The 21,119-nt window shown below is 46.2% G+C and carries 22 protein-coding genes; 19 read left to right on the forward strand and 3 right to left on the reverse strand.

Annotation, left to right across the window (positions count from 1 at the left end):
• The first annotated feature begins 66 nt into the window (after positions 1-66).
• The 12 genes from frsA to pgpA all read left to right on the forward strand — a co-directional run bounded on the left by frsA (position 67) and on the right by pgpA (position 10,703).
• Complete coding sequence (gene frsA, locus ACF8CV_RS12315) at positions 67-1,314, forward strand: esterase FrsA (RefSeq protein ID WP_005455935.1); 1,248 nt, start codon at positions 67-69, stop codon at positions 1,312-1,314.
• Positions 1,315-1,430: 116 nt separating this feature from the next.
• Positions 1,431-1,820 carry a sigma factor-binding protein Crl gene (gene crl, locus ACF8CV_RS12320; RefSeq protein WP_005455997.1) on the forward strand — a complete coding sequence of 130 codons (390 nt, stop codon included), beginning with the start codon at positions 1,431-1,433 and terminating at the stop codon, positions 1,818-1,820.
• Between the two features lie 121 nt (positions 1,821-1,941).
• Positions 1,942-3,081, forward strand: coding sequence for a glutamate 5-kinase (gene proB, locus ACF8CV_RS12325; RefSeq protein WP_005483011.1), 1,140 nt, complete (start codon positions 1,942-1,944; stop codon positions 3,079-3,081).
• A 17-nt stretch (positions 3,082-3,098) separates the two neighbouring features.
• The gene (locus ACF8CV_RS12330) at positions 3,099-4,349 is read left to right on the forward strand and encodes a glutamate-5-semialdehyde dehydrogenase (protein WP_138938476.1); all 1,251 of its coding nucleotides are present in this window, start codon (positions 3,099-3,101) and stop codon (positions 4,347-4,349) included.
• 127 nt (positions 4,350-4,476) lie between these two features.
• Positions 4,477-4,926 carry a transcriptional regulator NrdR gene (gene nrdR, locus ACF8CV_RS12335; RefSeq protein ID WP_005482986.1) on the forward strand — a complete coding sequence of 150 codons (450 nt, stop codon included), beginning with the start codon at positions 4,477-4,479 and terminating at the stop codon, positions 4,924-4,926.
• A gap of 7 nt (positions 4,927-4,933) precedes the next feature.
• The gene (ribD, locus tag ACF8CV_RS12340) at positions 4,934-6,058 is read left to right on the forward strand and encodes a bifunctional diaminohydroxyphosphoribosylaminopyrimidine deaminase/5-amino-6-(5-phosphoribosylamino)uracil reductase RibD (protein ID WP_138938475.1); all 1,125 of its coding nucleotides are present in this window, start codon (positions 4,934-4,936) and stop codon (positions 6,056-6,058) included.
• A 12-nt stretch (positions 6,059-6,070) separates the two neighbouring features.
• Positions 6,071-6,724 carry a riboflavin synthase gene (locus ACF8CV_RS12345; RefSeq protein ID WP_005483039.1) on the forward strand — a complete coding sequence of 218 codons (654 nt, stop codon included), beginning with the start codon at positions 6,071-6,073 and terminating at the stop codon, positions 6,722-6,724.
• Positions 6,725-6,893: 169 nt separating this feature from the next.
• The gene (ribBA, locus tag ACF8CV_RS12350; protein ID WP_025787212.1) at positions 6,894-8,003 is read left to right on the forward strand and encodes a bifunctional 3,4-dihydroxy-2-butanone-4-phosphate synthase/GTP cyclohydrolase II; all 1,110 of its coding nucleotides are present in this window, start codon (positions 6,894-6,896) and stop codon (positions 8,001-8,003) included.
• Positions 8,004-8,172: 169 nt separating this feature from the next.
• On the forward strand, positions 8,173-8,643 hold the full coding sequence (gene ribE, locus ACF8CV_RS12355; RefSeq protein ID WP_005440184.1) for a 6,7-dimethyl-8-ribityllumazine synthase: 471 nt from the start codon (positions 8,173-8,175) through the stop codon (positions 8,641-8,643).
• On the forward strand, positions 8,643-9,110 hold the full coding sequence (gene nusB, locus ACF8CV_RS12360) for a transcription antitermination factor NusB (RefSeq protein WP_005456038.1): 468 nt from the start codon (positions 8,643-8,645) through the stop codon (positions 9,108-9,110). The genes ribE and nusB overlap by 1 nt, the downstream gene beginning before the upstream one ends.
• Positions 9,111-9,193: 83 nt before the next feature.
• Entirely contained in the window at positions 9,194-10,159 is a 966-nt protein-coding gene (gene thiL, locus ACF8CV_RS12365; RefSeq protein WP_005496252.1) for a thiamine-phosphate kinase, read from the forward strand.
• Between the two features lie 37 nt (positions 10,160-10,196).
• Entirely contained in the window at positions 10,197-10,703 is a 507-nt protein-coding gene (gene pgpA, locus ACF8CV_RS12370) for a phosphatidylglycerophosphatase A (protein WP_138938474.1), read from the forward strand.
• A 76-nt stretch (positions 10,704-10,779) separates the two neighbouring features.
• Here pgpA and dxs read toward each other — a convergent pair whose 3' ends face one another.
• Genes dxs through xseB form a run of 3 tightly spaced genes read right to left on the reverse strand, consistent with a single transcriptional unit; the run spans position 10,780 to position 13,814 of the window.
• Positions 10,780-12,645 carry a 1-deoxy-D-xylulose-5-phosphate synthase gene (gene dxs, locus ACF8CV_RS12375; RefSeq protein WP_025623423.1) on the reverse strand — a complete coding sequence of 622 codons (1,866 nt, stop codon included), beginning with the start codon at positions 12,643-12,645 and terminating at the stop codon, positions 10,780-10,782.
• A gap of 20 nt (positions 12,646-12,665) precedes the next feature.
• A complete protein-coding gene (gene ispA, locus ACF8CV_RS12380; RefSeq protein WP_138938473.1) occupies positions 12,666-13,550 on the reverse strand; it encodes a (2E,6E)-farnesyl diphosphate synthase in 885 nt (294 codons plus the stop codon).
• A 21-nt stretch (positions 13,551-13,571) separates the two neighbouring features.
• Positions 13,572-13,814, reverse strand: a complete 243-nt coding sequence (gene xseB, locus ACF8CV_RS12385; protein ID WP_005381566.1) for an exodeoxyribonuclease VII small subunit — start codon at positions 13,812-13,814, stop codon at positions 13,572-13,574.
• 261 nt (positions 13,815-14,075) lie between these two features.
• Here xseB and pomA point away from each other — a divergent pair, with 261 nt between their 5' ends.
• The 7 genes from pomA (at position 14,076) to rlmM (ending at position 21,090) form a co-directional block, all read left to right on the forward strand.
• Positions 14,076-14,837, forward strand: a complete 762-nt coding sequence (gene pomA / locus ACF8CV_RS12390) for a flagellar motor protein PomA (protein ID WP_005482965.1) — start codon at positions 14,076-14,078, stop codon at positions 14,835-14,837.
• 15 nt (positions 14,838-14,852) lie between these two features.
• A complete protein-coding gene (locus ACF8CV_RS12395) occupies positions 14,853-15,800 on the forward strand; it encodes a flagellar motor protein MotB (RefSeq protein ID WP_005460634.1) in 948 nt (315 codons plus the stop codon).
• A gap of 294 nt (positions 15,801-16,094) precedes the next feature.
• Complete coding sequence (gene thiI / locus ACF8CV_RS12400; RefSeq protein WP_138938472.1) at positions 16,095-17,543, forward strand: tRNA uracil 4-sulfurtransferase ThiI; 1,449 nt, start codon at positions 16,095-16,097, stop codon at positions 17,541-17,543.
• A gap of 546 nt (positions 17,544-18,089) precedes the next feature.
• On the forward strand, positions 18,090-19,010 hold the full coding sequence (locus tag ACF8CV_RS12405) for a transcriptional regulator GcvA (RefSeq protein WP_011105705.1): 921 nt from the start codon (positions 18,090-18,092) through the stop codon (positions 19,008-19,010).
• Complete coding sequence (locus ACF8CV_RS12410; protein ID WP_011105706.1) at positions 18,991-19,614, forward strand: alpha/beta fold hydrolase; 624 nt, start codon at positions 18,991-18,993, stop codon at positions 19,612-19,614. The genes ACF8CV_RS12405 and ACF8CV_RS12410 overlap by 20 nt, the downstream gene beginning before the upstream one ends.
• Positions 19,604-20,002 carry a DUF423 domain-containing protein gene (locus tag ACF8CV_RS12415; protein ID WP_005496247.1) on the forward strand — a complete coding sequence of 133 codons (399 nt, stop codon included), beginning with the start codon at positions 19,604-19,606 and terminating at the stop codon, positions 20,000-20,002. Before ACF8CV_RS12410 ends, ACF8CV_RS12415 begins: the two co-directional genes overlap by 11 nt.
• Positions 19,999-21,090 carry a 23S rRNA (cytidine(2498)-2'-O)-methyltransferase RlmM gene (rlmM, locus tag ACF8CV_RS12420; protein ID WP_138938471.1) on the forward strand — a complete coding sequence of 364 codons (1,092 nt, stop codon included), beginning with the start codon at positions 19,999-20,001 and terminating at the stop codon, positions 21,088-21,090. The genes ACF8CV_RS12415 and rlmM overlap by 4 nt, the downstream gene beginning before the upstream one ends.
• Positions 21,091-21,119 lie beyond the last annotated feature (29 nt).

Raw genomic sequence — 21,119 nt, forward strand, 5'->3', positions numbered from 1 at the left:
GCCCCTTTATAGGGGCATTTTTTTTATTATCATTACAGCTAATGCTAATAGCCAAAGGTTCTTCCTATGTCTGAAGACGTCAGTAAAAATCTTTCCGAGACTTTGTTCGTAAAACATAAGCAAGCGAAAGAAACCTCCGCGCTCACTCAATACATGCCAACCAGCAAAAAGATTCTTGATGATCGAGAACAGCAAGAAGATCGTGCTTGGTATCGTCATTTGCGTCGCTTGCAGTGGGCGTGGCAAGGCTTATCTCCAATTGAAATGGAAGGAGTGTTGTCGCGCATTGCTTCGTCAACGCATTCTCGTACTCACGATGATTGGTTAGATACTGTGATGGGGTATCACAGTGGTAACTGGACGTTTGAGTGGATCAAGTTAGGTATGGAACACCAACGACGTGCCAATGACCTTAAAGGTGAGGATGCTGCCGACGAGTTGTTTACCGCATCGTTGTGTTTCAGCATTGCGGGCTATCCTCATTTAAAAAACGACAACTTGGCGCTTCAGGCTCAGGTGTTAGCAAACAAAGCCTATTCTGAAGGGGCTGAGAAAACTCAATACACCATCAAGCAAATTGAGGTGCCTTACCAAAAACGCAAAATTATCGCTAACTTGCATTTGCCAAGAACCGATAAGCAGCTGCCAGTTGTGATGGTGAGTGCAGGACTCGACAGTTTACAAACCGACATGTGGCGCTTGTTCCGCAATCACTTTGCTCCTAAAGATATTGCAATGTTAACCGTCGATATGCCATCAGTCGGACACAGTTCTCATTGGCCTTTGACGGAAGATTCAAGCTGTCTTCATCAAGCCGTGTTGAATGAGCTTTATTCCATTCCTTACGTTGATCATCACAAAGTTGGTTTGGTCGGTTTCCGTTTTGGTGGCAATGCCATGGTTCGTCTGTCTTTTCTTGAGCAAGAAAAGATCAAAGCGTGTGTGGCACTAGGCGCACCGGTGCATGATCTGTTTACCTCACCGAAAAAGCTGCAAAAAATGCCGAAGATGTATCTGGATATGCTGGCTTCTCGTTTGGGTAAAAGCGCAGTTGATATCAACAGCATGGCTGGGCAGATGATGGCTTGGTCATTGAAAGTCCAAGGCTTCTTGAGCAGTCGTAAAACTAAGGTGCCAATTTTAGCGCTGAGCTTAGAAGGTGACCCCGTTTCTCCATACAGTGACAACCAGTTAGTCGCGCTATTTAGCCACTATGGGCAGGCGAAGAAGATCAGTTCCAAGACAATTACAAAAGGATATGAGCAATCCCTCGATTTGGCGATAAAGTGGTTGGAAGATGAATTATTAAGATGACAAATCTCCTAATTTAGTTAAGAGTGATATACCTGAGCAAAAAATAAGCTCATGATAATAAAAAATAATAATCATTATTGGGTGTTTACTTTAACTATATGGAAACGGAGATTCATATGTCAGAGACGACTCAGGGTCCAACACACTTTCGCTTGATGTCAAAGCTGAAGGCCATTGGGCCTTACCTGCGTGAACCGCAATCACAAGAAGGGCGCTACTATTTTGATTGTCTATCTGTTTGTGTAGATGACAAAAAGTCACCTGAGAAACGCGAGTTCTGGGGCTGGTGGATGGATTTAGAATCCATCGAAGGGGGCTTTACCGCTAAGTACCATATTGGGAAATACAACAAAGAAGGGAAATGGGTGTCTGAAGCTCTGCCGCAAAAAGTGGTAGAGGAAGTGTACTTTACACAAAGTACCTTTCATCAGAAGCTCATTGATACCTTGGCTGAACACTTCAAACTCGAAGTGGAATATCATACCGAGTCATTTGATTTCGCCTGATTTGGCGGTTTTCTTTTTCGACTGAACAAAAAGGTGCGTTTTCGCACCTTTTCTCTTGTTAAATCCCTATTTGATTGTTAAAACATCCTCTCTTTATTTGTTTTTCACTTCAGAAGACATCATGACAACGAATCAACAAAACGCAGTTGTTTCGCAACCACAAACCGTCGTTGTGAAACTGGGTACAAGTGTGCTGACAGGCGGCACATTGGCATTAGATCGCGCTCACATGGTTGAGCTAGCGCGTCAGTGTGCTGAGCTTAAGAAACAAGGCCATTCAGTGGTAATGGTTTCGTCTGGTGCAATTGCAGCAGGCCGTGAGCATCTTGGATACCCCGCACTGCCCAACGAGATGGCGAGCAAACAGTTGCTTGCTGCAGTGGGTCAGAGTCGTTTGATTCAAACATGGGAGTCTTTGTTTGGTATTTACGGTATCAAGATTGGTCAAATGCTACTGACTCGTGCTGACTTGGATGATCGTGAGCGTTTTCTTAATGCGCGTGACACCATCAATGCGCTTGTAGCGAACGATATTATTCCAATCGTGAACGAAAATGATGCAGTAGCCACCAGTGAAATCAAAGTCGGCGACAATGACAACCTATCGGCTTTAGTGGGTATTTTATGTGGTGCAGATAAGTTATTGCTACTGACAGACCAAAAAGGTCTGTTTACTGCTGACCCACGAAAAGATCCGAATGCAGAGCTGATCAAAGAAGTTAAAACCATTGATGACACGTTGCGCAAAATTGCTGGCGGCAGCGGTACAACACTCGGTACGGGTGGTATGGCGACAAAACTTCAAGCTGCTGACATCGCACGTCGCGCGGGTATTGAAGTTATTATCGCAGCAGGTAGCGCGCCAAACGTAATTTTTGACTCGTTGAGCACGGAGCCTCAAGGTACGCGTTTCCTACCTTGTTCAGAAGCATTGGAAAACCGTAAGCGTTGGATCCTCGCAGGTCCTGCAGCATCGGGTGACATTATCATCGATGATGGTGCGGTGAATGCGGTTGTTGGTAAAGGCAGCAGCTTGCTAGCAAAAGGGGTCATCAAGGTGAGCGGTGATTTTGCCCGTGGTGAAGTTGCTCGCGTAACAAATTCTCATGGCAAACTGGTTGCGCGTGGTATTAGCGCCTACTCAAGTGAAGACTTGGCAAAAATTACTGGCAAACACAGTAAAGACATCATCTCTATTTTGGGTCATGACTACGGCTCAGAAGTGATTCATCGCGATGATCTTGTCGTCATTCAAGAATAGAAATTGAGGGAAGCAACGTGGATTTAACGAATATGGGTAAAGCTGCTAAAGATGCAGCTTTCGAATTGGCGACAGCGTCAACTGCTCAAAAGAACCAAGCTCTAGCGATCATCGCAGATGAGCTAGAAGCAAACTCAGCTGCGATTTTGGCAGCAAACGCAAAAGACATCGAACTTGGTCGCGAAGCTGGTCTGACCGATGCGCTGTTAGACCGTCTACTGTTGAATGAAGAACGCTTAACGGGCATTGCAAATGATGTTCGCAATGTGATCAGCCTAAACGATCCTGTGGGCAGCGAAATCGACAGTAAAGTGCTAGAAAACGGCATGTCTCTCTCTCGCCGCCGTGTACCACTTGGTGTTGTGGGTGTGATTTATGAAGCGCGTCCAAATGTGACCATCGACATTGCCGCACTGTGCATGAAAACGGGTAACGCCAGCATCCTACGCGGTGGTAAAGAGACGTTTTTCTCTAACATGGAACTTGTGAAAGTTATCCAATCAGCCCTTGCAAAAGCAAACTTGCCAGCCGCTTCAGTACAGTACATTGAAAAGCCAGATCGCGAACTGGTTTCTCAACTGCTTAAACTGGATGACTACGTTGATATGATCATCCCACGTGGTGGAGCTGGTCTGCACAAAATGTGTAAAGAGAACAGCACAATTCCAGTGATCATCGGCGGTTTTGGTATCAGTCACATTTTTGTTGATGAATCCGCAGACCTAGAGAAATCTCTAAACGTGGTTGAAAACTCGAAAGTTCAACGTCCTTCGGCATGTAACTCGCTAGACACACTGCTTGTTCACGAGAAAGTGGCGGCGAAATTCTTGCCAATGATTGTCGAGCGAATGAGTGACAAAGTGACGTTTGTAGCAGAACCAAAAGCGAAAGCGCTAATGACTCAAGCTACGCAAATTCGCGATGCCGCAGAAGGTGATTTTGATACCGAATGGCTAAGCTACACGTTAGGTGTAAAAGTTGTCGCAGACGTGAAAGATGCGATTGATCACATGCGAGTTCACAATGCGAGTCACTCAGATGCAATCATGACCAACAGCTTGATTAACTCAGAGTTGTTCATCAATTCGGTGGGCTCGGCTGCAGTTTATGTGAATGCGGCAACGCGCTTTACTGACGGTGCTCAGTTTGGCTTGGGGGCTGAAGTGGCCGTCTCAACTCAAAAGCTACATGCACGTGGCCCGATGGGTTTGGAAGAATTAACAAGCTACAAATGGGTCGGCAAAGCGAACTACTTAGCACGCAGTTAACAGATTCGACTCGATATTGATTGAAAAAGGGGCACTAGTGCCCCTTTTTGTTTTCTCTCACATATCAATTCCGCTACACTAGTCTGGCTTTTGGGACGGCCCCAAAGGCACGTTATTTGGAGGTGATATGCATTGTCCTTTTTGTTCAGAGAACGATACAAAAGTAATTGATTCCCGATTGGTTGCGGATGGTCATCAAGTCCGTCGCCGCCGCCAGTGTTTAGCCTGTAGTGAACGTTTTACTACGTTTGAAACGGCAGAATTGGTCATGCCTAAAGTCATTAAGTCGAATGGCAATCGCGAACCATTCGATGAAGATAAAATGGTCGGTGGCATTCAGCGCGCATTAGAGAAACGTCCGGTAAGTGCCGACTCTATCGAGCTTGCAATCAGTATGATTAAGTCGCAACTCCGCGCAACTGGTGAGCGTGAAGTACCGAGCCAAATGATTGGTAACTTGGTTATGGATCAGCTTAAAGAACTCGACAAAGTGGCTTACATCCGTTTTGCATCGGTTTATCGTAGCTTTGAAGATATTCGTGAATTCGGCGAAGAAATTGCCCGCCTTGAAGACTGATTAAATCATGCCTCAACACACTTCTGCATCTCCATTTTCTCCTCAAGATTTTTCAATGATGTCGCGTGCGCTCAAGTTAGCTCGACGCGGCATTTATACGACGGCTCCAAACCCGAACGTCGGTTGCGTAATTGTTCGTGATGGCGTGATCATTGGTGAAGGTTATCATCATCGCGCTGGAGAGCCCCATGCTGAAGTGCACGCGATGCGCATGGCTGGTGATAAAGCTGAAGGTGCAACGGCATACGTTACCCTTGAACCGTGCTCCCACTATGGACGCACGCCACCTTGCGCTGAAGGGTTGATAAAAGCCAAAGTGGCGCGAGTAGTGTGTGCGATGGAAGATCCGAATCCAAAAGTGGCTGGACGTGGCATCCAAATGCTACGTGAAGCCGGGGTTGAGGTTCAGGTTGGATTGTTAGAAAACGATGCGATTGAGCTCAATCGTGGCTTCATTAAATTCATGCAAACAGGCATGCCATTTATCCAATTAAAAATGGCAGCAAGCTTAGATGGACAGAGTGCGCTAAGTAATGGCAAGAGCCAATGGATCACCTCCCCACAGGCTCGCCAAGACGTGCAGTGTTATCGAGCGCAAAGCGGTGGCATTCTGTCTACAAGCAAAACAGTGATGGATGATAACGCTTCTCTCAATGTTCGTTGGGATGATTTGCCGCAGAGTGTTCAAGCGCACTATGAGCTGACGGAAGTTCGCCAACCTGCAAGGGTAATACTCGACCGTCAACAGAAACTGAGTGATGACCTTAAACTGTTCAGTACCGAAGGTGAGCGAATTATTGTCAGCAGCGAAGGCGATGTTTGCCCACAACTCGATCAAAACGGAAAAATTGATTTAGCTGCCACCCTAAAAGCGGTCGCGACTCAGCATAATATCAACCATTTATGGGTGGAAGCTGGAGCGACGCTCGCGAGTTCTCTAATCAAAGCTAACCTTGTAGATGAGTTGATTGTCTATCTCGCTCCGAAACTAATGGGAAGCGATGGACGTGGTTTAATTGGCGCGCTGGGATTGACGGAGATGGCGCAGGTCATCGATTTAAATATTACTGATGTGCGAATGGTGGGCAGAGATATCCGTATTACCGCCACCGTTGTACGTAAAGAAATTTAGAAAAGAAGCACTATGTTTACAGGAATTGTAGAAGCAGTTGGTAAATTAACTGCGATTACGCCAAAAGGCGAAGACATTACCGTTACGGTAGAAGTAGGTAAGTTAGACATGTCTGACGTGAAGTTAGGCGACAGCATCGCAACTAACGGTGTGTGCTTAACGGTGATTGACTTTGGAAGCAATTACTACAGCGCGGATTTGTCTCTCGAGACCTTGAAAAAAACCGGTTTTGCAAACTACCAAGTCGGAGAAAAGGTTAACTTAGAAAAAGCCATGCTGCCGACGACACGTTTTGGCGGACACATTGTATCTGGACACGTGGACGGCGTGGGTGAAATTGTGGAGCGCAATCAAGTTGGTCGTGCGATAGAGTTTTGGGTCGCGATGCCTGCTGAGATCAGCAAGTACGTGGCAGAAAAAGGCTCTATCACCGTTGATGGCATCAGCTTAACGGTGAATGATTTGCGTAAAAACGCATTCAAACTGACGATTGTGCCTCACACCAGTGAAGAAACCACCATCGACCAGTTCCAAGTGGGCCGCAAAGTGAATTTAGAAGTGGATGTGTTGGCGCGTTACATGGAACGCTTGCTGCAAGGTCAGCAAGAAGAGCAGCCTGAATCTCGCATCACCATGGATTTCTTACAACAAAATGGCTTTGCGTAAGCGCTCAGCCACGTTGCGATAATTGCCATAACAGACCGGATTCACAGAACATCGTTAGGGCAATTGACTTGCATTGTGCAAGGCTCAAACTGTTGATGTCATTACCATTGCAATAAGATTTCACGCATTGCTGTCGGAAAATAAATTTTAGAATAACGGGAAACAGAATATGCCAATCAGTACACCACAAGAAATTATTGATGATATTCGTGCAGGAAAAATGGTCATCCTAATGGATGATGAAGACCGTGAGAATGAAGGTGACTTGATCATGGCTGCCGAGCATATTACGCCGGAAGCGATCAACTTTATGGCGACTTACGGTCGTGGCTTGATCTGTCTGACCATGACTAAAGCGCGTTGTGAAAATCTCGGCTTGCCGCCAATGGTGCAAGACAACAACGCGCAGTACACCACTAACTTTACCGTTTCTATTGAAGCTGCTGAAGGCGTCACCACGGGTATTTCAGCGGCTGACCGCGCACGCACCGTTCAAGCTGCGGTTGCGCCAAACGCAAAAGCGGCGGACTTGGTTCAACCGGGTCATATTTTCCCTCTTGCTGCGCAAGATGGTGGTGTATTGACTCGCGCTGGTCACACTGAAGCAGGTTGTGATTTAGCTCGCCTTGCGGGGCTTGAGCCTGCTTCTGTGATTGTTGAGATTCTAAACGACGACGGCACCATGGCTCGCCGCCCTGATCTTGAAATCTTTGCTGAAAAACACGGCTTGAAGTTAGGCACTATTGCGGACCTTATCGAATACCGCAACAACACAGAAACGACCATTGAGCGTGTAGCAGAATGCAAACTGCCAACTGAGCACGGTGAGTTCACTTTGGTTACTTACAAAGACACCATCGACAATCAAGTGCATTACGCGATGTGTAAAGGTGATTTGGCTGGCGAGGCGCCGCTGGTTCGTGTGCATCTACAAGACGTATTCACCGATGTATTACGCAGTGACCGCAATGCAGAGCGCAGCTGGACACTGGATAAAGCGATGAAGCGTATCGGTGAAGACGGTGGTGTTCTGGTTGTTCTTGGCAATGAAGAATCAACCGAGTTGCTCATCCACCGCGTGAAGATGTTCGAAGCGCAAGATAAAGGCGAAGCACCGACTTTAGCGAAAAAGCAGGGCACGTCTCGCCGCGTGGGAGTGGGGTCGCAAATTCTCGCTGACCTTGGTGTTCACGATATGCGTCTTCTGTCTTCGACCAACAAAAAATACCATGCATTGGGCGGTTTCGGCCTGAACGTGGTTGAATACGTTTGCGAATAAGAAGTGAACGATAATTTCCTAGTCCCATGCACACCTATTTTGGTGTGGACTAGGAACTCGTGACACGCGGCCAATTTCCATTAGATATTGCTCACAAATTTGTGCTAGAATCCGGCGATTCTCACTTGATGAACAAATTTCACTTATAAATAGAGTTAAAGGAAAGCTTATGAAAGTGATCGAGGGTGGCTTCCCAGCGCCAAATGCAAAAATTGCTATCGTTATTTCTCGCTTCAACAGTTTTATTAACGAAAGCTTACTTTCTGGTGCGATCGATACACTAAAGCGTCACGGACAAGTAAGCGAAGACAACATCACTGTTGTTCGTTGTCCAGGTGCCGTAGAACTACCTCTAGTAGCTCAACGTGTTGCTAAAACTGGTAAATACGATGCGATCGTATCTCTAGGTACAGTAATCCGTGGCGGTACACCACACTTTGATTATGTTTGTAGTGAATGTAACAAGGGCCTAGCACAAGTGTCTCTGGAATACAGTCTTCCAGTCGCATTCGGTGTGCTGACTGTTGATACTATCGATCAAGCGATTGAACGCGCAGGAACCAAGGCTGGTAATAAAGGTGCAGAGGCTGCACTAAGCGCACTTGAAATGATTAATGTACTATCTGAAATTGATTCCTAATGGGGGCCAGTGTGAAACCAGCCGCACGTCGTAACGCACGTCAATTCGCTCTACAGGCGATCTACTCATGGCAAATTACTAAAGAGAATGTTGCCACGATTGAAGAACAGTTTTTGTCTGGCGACAAATACGATGAAGAAGAACTTCGTGCATCTGAGCCAGCACTTGCTGCTCCAGAAACAGACGTTGCTTACTTCCGTGAACTATTAAGCGGTGTTGTACTTAGCCACGCTGAGCTAGATAGCAAAATTCGTCCTTACGTATCTCGTCCTATGCAGGATCTAGATATGATGGAACTTGCTCTTCTTCGCCTTGCTATGTACGAGATGACTCGTCGCGAAGATGTTCCTTACAAAGTGGTAATCAACGAAGCGATTGAACTTGCTAAAGTATTCGCTGCAGAAGACAGCCACAAATTCGTGAACGGTGTGCTAGATAAAGCCGCACCACACGTACGTAAGAAATAACGATTTCTTCAATAAAAAGGTCAGCACATGCTGACCTTTTTTGTATGATATCAATGCCATTGGCATGAAAAGATAAATGAATTATGTCTGGTGAATTTAACCTGATTGATAAGTATTTTGTTGGCCGACAAAACCAGCGCAAAGACGTACACCTCGCCGCAGGGGACGATTGCGCTCTCGTTAAGGCGCCAGCAAATGTACAGATTGCTATCAGCACCGATACCTTGGTTGCTGGAACCCATTTCCTTCCTCACGCGAACCCTGCTTGGGTTGCTCACAAGGCGCTTGCATCCAACATCAGCGACTTAGCTGCGATGGGCGCAACACCTGCTTGGGTAAGCTTTGCATTGACCATGCCTGAAGCGGATGAAGAATGGCTCGCACCATTCTGTGATGCGTTTTTCGAACTGGCGGATTACTTTGGTATTCAGTTAATCGGCGGTGATACAACGAAAGGCCCATTAAGTTTAACACTGACAGTGCAAGGTTTTGTGCCTGAGGGCAAAGCGCTGACTCGCTCTGGAGCGAAAGTGGGGGATTGGGTGTATGTCACGGGGAATTTGGGTGACGCAAAAGCAGGGCTGGATGTCATCTTAGATGAAACACTTCGCAGTCGCATTGGTGCTGATGAACTAGAAAAAGCCCACTACCTAAGTACTCCGAGAGTGTTAGCGGGGCAAGCTTTGGTAGGATTAGCATCTTCGGCAATTGATATTTCAGACGGCCTGATTTCGGATATCAAACATATTTTAAAACGCTCACAAGTTGGTGTGAGTATCGATGTGTCTCAATTACCAATCTCTTCAGAGCTGGTACAATTTTTAGATGATAAGGTCAGCGCACAGCAGTATGCTTTATCTAGCGGTGAAGAATACGAGTTGTGTTTCACTGTATCAGAACAAAATCGAGGTTCTTTGCAGAGTGCTTTGTCTTATAGCGGGTGCAAAGTGACGTGCATTGGCCAAATTAGACCAAATGGAACGTTTGAGCTTCACGATAACAACCAACCTCTCGACTGGGATTTAAGTGGTTTCGACCACTTTAAATAAGCTCATCGAGTTAAACTAGCAGTATAGGTTTAAGGATATGACCAACCCTCTTTCTCTGATCTCATTAAAGAACCCGTGGCATTTGTTGGCGACGGGGTTTGGCAGTGGTTTGTCGCCAGTAGTTCCTGGAACAATGGGGACGCTTGCTGCGGTTCCGTTTTTTCTGTTGTTGGCGCAGCTGCCATTTACGGCTTATGTCGTTGTGGTATTACTTTCGTGCGTGATCGGCATCAAAATCTGCCAAGTCACGTCGGATGATATGAAGGTGCATGATCACGGTTCAATTGTTTGGGATGAGTTTGCGGGCTTTTGGATCACCATGAGTATTGTACCAGCCCTGAATATTCCTATCACGGAATGGAAATGGTTGTTGACAGGTTTCATTCTTTTCCGCTTTTTCGATATGGTCAAACCGTGGCCAATAGGTTGGTTAGACAAACGCATCCATGGCGGGCTTGGCATTATGCTCGATGATATTGTGGCGGGGATTATGGCGGGTATTGCTTTGTTTCTCGTTGCAAAGTATGCGGGTTGGATGAGTTAGTACATCACCTATCACTCGAAGAACAACAAGAATTAAAAAGGGATGCCACTGGCATCCCTTTTTGCTATTTAATTGCTTACTTCGCAAGGTATTCCGCAATGGATTTTTCAATCCCTTTTGCGTCTAAACCAAGTTCTTCGTGAAGCTCTTCTTGAGTACCTTGATGGATGAATTTATCAGGTAAACCAAGATTGAGTACTGGTTTGATGATTTTCTCTTTCATCATAAATTCAATAACACCTGCACCAGCACCACCTGCGATTGCGTTCTCTTCTAGCGTGACAAGAACGTCATGTTCATCAGCGAGTTGGCGAATCAATGCTTCATCAAGAGGTTTGACGAAACGCATATCAGCAACCGTTGCATTGAGGTTTTCAGCTGCTTCTAGTGCATTCGGTAAGAAAGTACCGAAGCTCAGGATTGCCACCTTTTCACCTTTGCGTACCACTCGACCTTTACCAATCTCAAGAGCGGTAAACTCTTTTTCGATCTCTGTACCCATACCACTACCACGAGGATAACGTACGGCACTTGGTCCAGTGTGCTTATGACCTGTGTACAGCATTTGGCGACATTCGTTTTCGTCGCTTGGTGCCATGATCACCATGTTAGGAATGCAGCGCATAAAGCTAAGATCAAAGGCACCTTGGTGTGTTTGACCATCTGCACCGACCAAACCTGCGCGGTCGATAGCGAACATTACTGGTAAGTCCATGATAGCGATGTCATGGATAAGTTGATCGTAACCACGTTGCAAGAAGGTTGAGTAAATAGCCACGATCGGATGATCGCCAGCAATTGCCATACCCGTTGCAAGTGTCACAGCGTGTTGCTCTGCAATTGCCACATCAAAGTATTGATCTGGGTACTCTTTCGAGAAACGCACCATGCCAGAACCTTCACGCATTGCTGGCGTAATTGCCATTAGCTTAGGATCTTGCGCTGCCATGTCACATAAGAAGTCACCAAAAATCTTTGAGAAAGTTGGTTTGCCGCCACTGCTTTTTGGTAAGCAGTTATGGCTTGGATCGAACTTAGGGACGCCGTGGTAGCCAATAGGATCTTTCTCTGCTGGCTCATAACCTTTGCCTTTCTTGGTCATGATGTGCAGGAACTGAGGGCCTTTAAGCTCACGCATGTTCTTCAGTGTTTTAACGAGCTCATTCACATCGTGCCCATCAATTGGACCAATGTAGTTAAAGCCAAACTCTTCAAACAGAGTGCCAGGGACAACCATGCCTTTTAGATGTTCTTCAGTGCGACGAACCAGTTCTTTGATTGGTGGCACACCTGATAGCACTTTTTTTCCACCTTCACGGATAGAGGTGTAAAGACTACCGGAAAGCACTTTCGCTAGGTGGTTGTTCAGAGCGCCAACGTTTTCTGAGATCGACATTTCATTGTCGTTCAGAATCACCAACATGTCAGGGTGAACATCGCCTGCGTGGTTCATGGCTTCGAATGCCATGCCGGCAGTAATCGCACCATCACCAATCACACTGATGACTTTGCGACCTTTCCCTTCTTTTTGAGCGCTGATGGCTAGGCCAAGCCCTGCACTGATGGAAGTAGAAGAGTGACCAACTGATAGCGTGTCGTACTCGCTCTCTTCGCGCCAAGGGAAAGGGTGTAAGCCGTCTTTCTGACGAATCGTTGGCATTTTATCGCGACGACCCGTCAAAATTTTATGTGGGTAAGCCTGATGACCAACATCCCAGATAAGTTTATCTACGGGTGTGTTGTAAACATAATGCAGAGCCACAGTTAGCTCTACGGTGCCTAAGCCAGACGCTAAGTGTCCGCTAGATTGGCTCACTGAATTTAGCAGATACGTTCGCAGCTCATCACACAGAGTTGGTAATGTTTCTTTTGGAAGAAGACGCAACTCTTCCGGTGTATTTGCTAACGCCAGTGTTGGGTACTTTGAAATATCAAGAGTCATATAAATGCGCGCTTATAGTGTTAGTTTTTGCGCTCGATGACGTATCGGGCGAACTCTTCGAGTAACTGAGTATTGTATGGGATAGCTTCCAATGCTTGAAGTGCTTCCTTTAATAGAGTGTGAGCTTTCTCAATGGCTCCCTCTAAACCCAGCAGGGATGGGTAAGTGCTTTTGTTCAGTTCTTGGTCTGAACCTTGAGGTTTACCCAATGTTTCTGTGTCACTAATGATATCAAGAATATCGTCTTGAACCTGAAACGCCAAACCAATTGCTTTTGAATAGCGTTCTAAATGAGGTAAAACCTCGATACCTTTTTCACCAGCGGCCAGAGCACCTAATTTTACCGCACAATCAATCAGAGCTCCGGTTTTTTTACGGTGTATCTCTTCCATTTCTGCAAGAGAAACTTGGCGATTCTCCGCACCCAAATCCAATGCTTGGCCGACACACATGCCGTTCGCACCAGAGGAGTGAGCTAACGCTTTGATCATGTTGACACGTTGGTTTTCTGCGCTTGGGCTCAACGGACCGTCAGCAATGATGGTAAAAGCAAGAGTTTGTAGGGCATCACCGGTTAAAATGGCGGTCGCTTCATCAAATTTGATATGGCAGGTTGGCTGACCGCGGCGCAGATCATCATCATCCATAGCAGGAAGATCGTCATGGATGAGCGAGTAGGCATGAATACACTCGATGGCTGAAGCTGGAGTGTCTAGATCTTCAGGTTTACAGCCGAGCATTTGACCTGTGATGTAAACAAGAAATGGGCGAACGCGTTTGCCGCCTAACAAAAGGCCGTATTTCATTGCTTGAATCAATGACTGCTCTTGATATGGAAGCTGTTCTAGCCACAAATTCAATTGCTGATTGTTTCTTTCTTGGAAAGACGTCAATGTCTGTTGCATCACATTGCTCACTACTGATGGTTATTCTGAATCTGGTTTGAAGTCGCTAAGAGGGGCTTCGTCATCTTCGCTAAGAAGAATGCTTACGCGCTGTTCTGCGTCGCTCAGTTTGGTTTGGCCAGCACGAGCTAAGGCAATGCCTCGTTCAAATTTACGTAAGGCATCATCTAGGGCAAGATCGCCGTTTTCTAATTGATCAACCAAGCTATCAAGCTCTTCAATGGTTGCTTCGAAGGTCATGTTTTCTGGTTTCTTGACCGCCATCTTTTTTCTGCCTTAATCAAGCCTTGAATAGGATGCACGAAAGTTACCTTAGCGTAGTTACTTGGTCAAATTTAACCTTACATAATTGTCACAAAATTGGCTCTAAACGAGTCTGATTAGACAAACCCCATATTTTAGTTAAGGTTGTTGGCGTTAATTTGTGATCTATTAGCTAAGATTTTCCTAAAAAATCTGTTCTAGTTGTCGATACAAGTAATAATCCGCCTAACGGCAGTATTTAAATAGCGTGAGGAGTGCTTTGTGGATTTAGCAACCCTAATAGGTTTGATCGGTGGTTTTGCCTTCGTCATCATGGCAATGGTGCTAGGTGGCAGTATCGGCATGTTCGTCGACGTTACATCGATCCTTATCGTAGTAGGTGGCTCTGCATTTGTAGTATTGATGAAGTTCACGCTCGGCCAGTTCTTTGGTGCGGCGAAAATTGCAGGCAAGGCATTCATGTTTAAAGCCGATGAGCCAGAAGACCTCATCGCAAAGATTGTTGAAATGGCCGATGCAGCGCGTAAAGGCGGTTTCCTCGCTCTGGAAGAGATGGAAATCAACAACAGCTTTATGCAGAAAGGCATTGACCTTTTGGTGGATGGTCACGATGCGGACGTGGTTCGCGCTGCGTTGCAAAAAGACATTGCCTTGACGGATGAGCGACACACGCAAGGCACGGGTGTTTTCCGGGCGTTTGGTGACGTTGCTCCAGCGATGGGGATGATCGGTACGCTGGTTGGTCTGGTTGCGATGCTTTCGAACATGGATGACCCAAAAGCGATCGGTCCTGCAATGGCGGTAGCCCTTTTAACCACACTTTACGGTGCGGTGTTGTCAAACATGCTGTTCTTCCCAATTGCCGATAAGCTTTCTTTACGCCGAGATCAAGAAACGCTTAACCGCCGTTTGATCATGGACGGCGTACTTGCCATTCAAGATGGTCAAAACCCACGAGTTATCGACAGCTACCTGAAGAACTACCTCAACGAGGGTAAACGTGCTCTTGAGATTGATGAGTAATCGCGGAGATTTGTGATGGATGATGAAGATAACAAATGCGATTGTCCGCCACCCGGTCTCCCGTTGTGGATGGGGACATTCGCGGACTTGATGTCGCTGTTGATGTGCTTCTTCGTACTGCTGCTTTCATTCTCTGAAATGGATGTTTTGAAGTTCAAACAGATTGCTGGTTCGATGAAATTTGCATTTGGTGTGCAAAACCAACTGGAAGTGAAAGACATTCCTAAAGGCACCAGCATCATCGCACAAGAATTTAGACCAGGCCGTCCTGAGCCGACACCGATTGATGTCATCATGCAACAAACCATGGACATCACTCAGCAGACGCTAGAATTCCACGAAGGTGAGTCTGACCGAGCTGGTGGTACTAAGCGTGATGAAGGCAAGCTGACGGGCGGTCAATCACCGGAAACTTCGACACAAAGCAATCAGTCCGCAGAGTCAGACATGCAACAGCAGCAGTCTGAAGAGATGTCACAAGAGATGGAAACCTTGATGGAGAGCATCAAGAAGGCGCTCGAACGTGAAATCGAACAAGGCGCGATTGAAGTGGAGAACCTCGGTCAGCAAATCGTTATACGAATGCGAGAGAAAGGCGCATTCCCAGAAGGTTCTGCATTCCTGCAACCGAAGTTCAGACCATTAGTGCGACAGATTGCTGAGCTAGTGAAAGATGTGCCAGGTATTGTCCGAATCTCTGGTCACACGGACAATCAGCGTTTGGATTCTGAGCTGTATCGCTCGAATTGGGACTTGTCATCGCAGCGTGCGGTGTCGGTCGCTCAAGAGATGGAAAAGGTCAGAGGTTTCTCGCATCAGCGTCTTCGTGTGCGAGGTATGGCGGATACCGAGCCTTTGGTGCCGAATGATTCTGATGAAAACCGCGCACTTAACCGTCGTGTTGAAATCAGTATCATGCAAGGTGAACCTTTATACAGTGAAGAAGTGCCCGTTATTCAATAACAAAGCGCGTCTATAAATAGTTCAGAAGATAAAAAGCGAGCAGAGTGCTCGCTTTTTTATTGAAGATTTTTAGTCGAGAGTCGCTTGTTCTTTAAATCGAAGCCTTGCCTGCAATCCAAGGCATTCTCGCTGCACCTAGCATCTTAAGGTTGTTTGGGTATATAATCTTGCGCCCTAAAAGTGAGCTCATTACATCGTTGAAAACGGCGTGCCTTTCACGCGGATTTCGATTTGATTCTATAGTTATGAGAGTTCACTCATTGTTGATTGCGAAACTAACCTGCGAATTAGACTATGAAATTTATTGTAAAGCCCCATCCAGAAATTTTTGTAAAAAGTGAATCTGTGCGTAAGCGCTTCACAAAGATTTTAGAGTGCAACATTCGTAATATCGTCAAGAGCCGCACGGAATCTGTCGCAGTATTTAACCGTCGTGATCACATTGAAGTGACCTCTGAGAGCAACGAATACCACGCTGAAGTTTTAGAAATCCTGACTCACACGCCAGGCATTCATCACATTCTAGAAGTGAAGCAATCAGAGTTTAAAGACCTGCACGACATCTACGAGCAGGTGCTGGAACTTAGCCGTCCGCTTATTGAAAATAAAACGTTTGTGGTGCGTGCAAAACGCCGTGGTAAGCATGACTTCACGTCTATCGAGCTTGAACGTTACGTTGGTGGTGGTCTAAACCAAGCAGTAGAAAGCGCACGCGTTAAATTGCACAACCCTGATGTGACGGTAAAAGTTGAAGTATCGGGTGACAAACTTAACCAAGTGTTGGCACGTTACAAAGGTCTAGGTGGCTTCCCTCTAGGTACTCAAGAAGACGTACTAAGCCTGATCTCAGGTGGTTTCGACTCTGGTGTATCAAGCTACTTACACATCAAACGTGGCTCTAAAGTTCACTACTGTTTCTTTAACCTAGGTGGCCCAGCTCATGAAATCGGCGTTAAGCAGGTTTCTCACTACCTATGGAACAAATACGGCTCATCAGCGAAAGTGCGTTTCATCTCTGTTGATTTCGAACCTGTGGTTGCTGAAATTCTTGAGAAAGTAGATGACGGTCAAATGGGCGTCATCTTGAAGCGTATGTTCATGCGCGCTGCTGGCATGATTGCTGAGAAGTTTAAGATTGAAGCGTTGGTAACGGGTGAAGCTCTTGGCCAGGTATCTAGCCAAACGCTAACGAACCTCCGTCACATCGATAATGTTACGGATACGCTGATTCTGCGTCCTCTTATCAACTGGGATAAAGAAGACATCATCAACTTAGCTCGTGAAATCGGTACAGAAGACTTCGCGAAAACTATGCCTGAGTACTGTGGCGTGATCTCTAAGAAGCCAACAGTAAAAGCGGTGAAAGAGAAGCTAGAAGCAGAAGAAGCGAAGTTTGACTTCAGCATTCTAGAAAAAGTGGTTTACGAAGCGCGTCAAATGGACATTCGTGATATCGCAAAAGAATCTGAGCAAGCGGCACCAGAAGTTGAGCAAGTACAAGCAGTAGAAGAACACGCGGTAGTATTGGATATTCGTAGCCCTGATGAGGAAGACGATAACCCATTAGAAATCGATGGTGTGGATGTGAAACACATTCCGTTCTACAAGCTGGGTACGCAATTCGGTGACCTAGACCAGTCGAAAACTTACCTACTGTACTGTGACCGTGGCGTAATGAGCCGTCTGCAAGCACTTTACTTGCAAGAGCAAGGCTTTAACAACGTGAAAGTTTACCGTCCATAGTCACTCAGTAAATAAACACACTTTCGGTGGCCGCCAATGGCGGTGATCTGAAGCAGACCCAAAGCGCAAATTGCTGATGTAATTTGCGCTTTTTTGTTTTTGATCGCGCAATAAAGAAGCGCAACTCGGCATAATGTTGAGGCTTATCGCAAAGCTATATTGGTTGTGTTGATATAACGATAATTAATCCGAAATGCGATAAAAAGTGATGTTGATACCAGATTTGAAAGGTGGGATTTTCTTTAGATAAAAAAACACCGCCTAAAAAGGCGGTGTAACAAATTTGACAGACAGGTCAAAAATAAATACAGGAAGTATCTGTTTTGTCACAGGGAGTGTGGACAAAACATCATGGTAGAAATCTACCTAACTCGAAATACGAGTTTGCAAACACAACATCGCAACAACGAAGCCAATTGATTTCCAAGGAAATCAAGCCGTTCAGGCTCGTGTTGCGGGGTGAAATATAGAATTTATCTGGCTGTTCGACAACGGACATTTTATAATGTTTCAGATTAAAAAAACTAATCCTATTTGAGGTCCCATATGTCTCGCAGATTGCCTCCTTTAAATTCGCTTCGAGTATTTGAAGCAGCCGCTCGTCATCTCAGTTTTACGCGTGCGGCAGAAGAGTTATTTGTGACTCAAGCCGCAGTGAGTCATCAAATTAAAGCCCTAGAAGAGTTTCTATCTCTAAAACTTTTCCGTCGCCGTAACCGTTCTTTGCTGTTAACAGAAGAAGGGCAAAGTTACTTTCTCGACATCAAAGACATCTTTACCTCGATTGCTGAAGCGACCGATAAGGTATTGGAACGTAGTGAAAAAGGTGCGTTGACCATCAGCTTGCCACCGAGTTTTGCCATTCAGTGGTTGGTGCCTCGTTTGGCGGACTTTAATGCTCAAGAGCCAGACATCGATGTGCGCATCAAAGCCGTGGATATGGATGAAGGTTCACTGACTGATGATGTAGATGTAGCGATCTACTACGGCCGTGGGAACTGGCCGGGTTTGCGAGCGGATAAACTGTACCAAGAGTTTCTGATCCCACTTTGTTCACCTTCGTTACTTTTAGGTAACAAACCATTAGAATCTCTAAGTGACCTCAAATTACACACTTTGTTACATGATACTTCGCGTAAAGATTGGAAGCAGTTCGCTCGTCATTACAACATCGAAGGCATTAACGTGAATCACGGTCCGATTTTCAGTCACTCGACTATGGTGCTGCAGGCTGCTGCACACGGACAAGGCGTAGCATTGGGCAACAACGTGTTAGCGAAACCAGAAATGGAAGCGGGACGACTGATTGCGCCGTTTGATGAGGTGCTTATCTCCAAAAATGCCTTCTATGTGGTGTGTCATGAGCAGCAGGCAGACATGGGACGCATCGCGACATTTAGAGATTGGATGCTGGCAACGGCGAGAAAAGAACAAGAGGAAGTATTGGATGAGCCAGTGGATAGTTGAGGGGCCTGAAAACGGGCCGCTGTTTGTTTTTGCTCACGGCGCTGGGGCGGGGATGGAGCATGACTTCATGACTGCTGTCGCCAAAGGATTAGTTGAGCAAGGCATTCGTGTGGTGCGTTTTAATTTCCCTTACATGGTGAAACGTTCGGAAGATGGCAAAAAGCGTCCGCCCGATCGCGCCCCAAAGTTGCTCGAAGCATACAGCGAAGTGATCGCTCACTTTGCTTCTTCTCCCGTGGTCATTGGTGGCAAGTCGATGGGGGGCAGAATGGCGAGTTTACTCGCAGAGCACGAGCTGGTGGCGGGCATTGCCTGTTTAGGCTTTCCATTTCACCCTCCGGGTAAGCCAGAAAAATTCAAAGGTGATCATCTTGCAAGCATCGACAAGCCCACTCTGATTCTTCAAGGTGAGCGAGATACTTTTGGTAAGCGTGAAGAGTTTGATGAGTTTGTCTTTTCTCAGCAAGTGAAAGTGAGCTTCTTACCTGATGGCGACCATAGCTTTAAGCCGCGCAAGAGCTCGGGACATACCGAAGCGGGCAATATTGCACTTGCAGTAGAGCAACTGTCAGCATTCATCAATGAGGTGTACAGTGAAAAGTAAGTGGTTACTCTCTTTTACGGGACTTTCGGGACTAGTTTCTGTTGCACTAGGTGCTTTCGCAGCGCACGGCCTAAAAGCCAAGCTTGCGCCTTATTTGCTTGGCGTGTTTGAGACGGGCGTGTTGTATCAGTTCATCCACACCTTAGCGGTTGCATTTTGTGCCATTTTGCTTCTGCTCAATTTGGGACAAAAAGCACAAAAATATTTTTTCATCGCGGCGATTTGCTTTATCATCGGCATCTTTTGTTTTAGCGGCAGTCTTTACGCGCTGGCGCTGACGGGCATTAAATGGTTTGGACCCATCACCCCAATGGGAGGATTCATGTTCATGATCGGCTGGTGTCTGTTCTTTTTTGCTGCGTTTAATATCAAAGAGGTCTCCAAGTGAAACAACTAATGCTCTATTGCCGTGCTGGCTTTGAGAAAGAGTGTGCTGGTGAAATTCAGGACAAAGCGACACAGTTGGAAGTGTATGGCTTCCCTCGTGTGAAGAAAAACTCAGGTTATGTTGTCTTCGAGTGTTACCAAGATGGAGACGCAGAGAAGCTAGTTAAAGGCTTAGACTTTAGCTCATTGATTTTTGCGCGTCAGATGTTTGCTGTAGCGGCTGAGTTTGAAGCGCTGCCAAGTGAAGACCGCATCAGCCCAATTCTGGCTGAGTTGTCAGAGTTTGAATCGTTCCCACGTTGTGGCGATCTACGTATCGAAACGCCAGACACGAACGAAGCAAAAGAGCTATTGAAGTTCTGCCGCAAGTTCACCGTACCAATGCGCCAAGCGTTGCGTGGTAAAGGTTTGATGTGGAATAAAGACAACGCGAAGAAGCCAGTGCTACACATCTGTTTTGTCGCACCGGGTCATTGTTCTGTGGGTTACTCACTACCAGGCAACAACTCGCAGTTCTTTATGGGTATCCCTCGCTTGAAATTCCCAGCAGACGCACCAAGCCGTTCAACGCTAAAACTGGAAGAAGCTTTCCACGTATTTATTCCGCGAGATGAGTGGGATGAGCGTTTAGCGCCAGGCATGTGGGGCGTTGACTTAGGTGCATGTCCAGGTGGTTGGACGTACCAATTAGTGAAACGTTCTATGTTCGTTCATTGTGTTGATAATGGCATGATGGCAGACAGCTTGATGGAAACCGGTCAAATTAAGCACCACATGGTGGATGGCTTTAAGTTTGAACCAGACCGCAAGAACGTGACTTGGATTGTGTGTGATATGGTTGAGAAACCAGCTCGCGTGGCACATCTTATGGGCCAATGGTTGCTTAAAGGTTGGGCGAAAGAAGCCATCTTTAACCTGAAATTGCCAATGAAAGGTCGTTACGATGAAGTACTGCAAGATCTTGAAAATCTAAAAATGTTCTTGATTGAGAACAAGGTGAAATTCAAGCTGCAAGCGAAGCATCTGTATCATGACCGTGAAGAGATTACGATTCACATTCAGTGTCTATCTAACATCTCTCCGCACTAAGCTATCGTTTCTATGTGGTTGAACATTAT

It is taken from the genome of Vibrio sp. zbq_1, from assembly GCF_043102935.1.
Taxonomy (GTDB): Bacteria; Pseudomonadota; Gammaproteobacteria; order Enterobacterales; family Vibrionaceae; genus Vibrio; species Vibrio parahaemolyticus.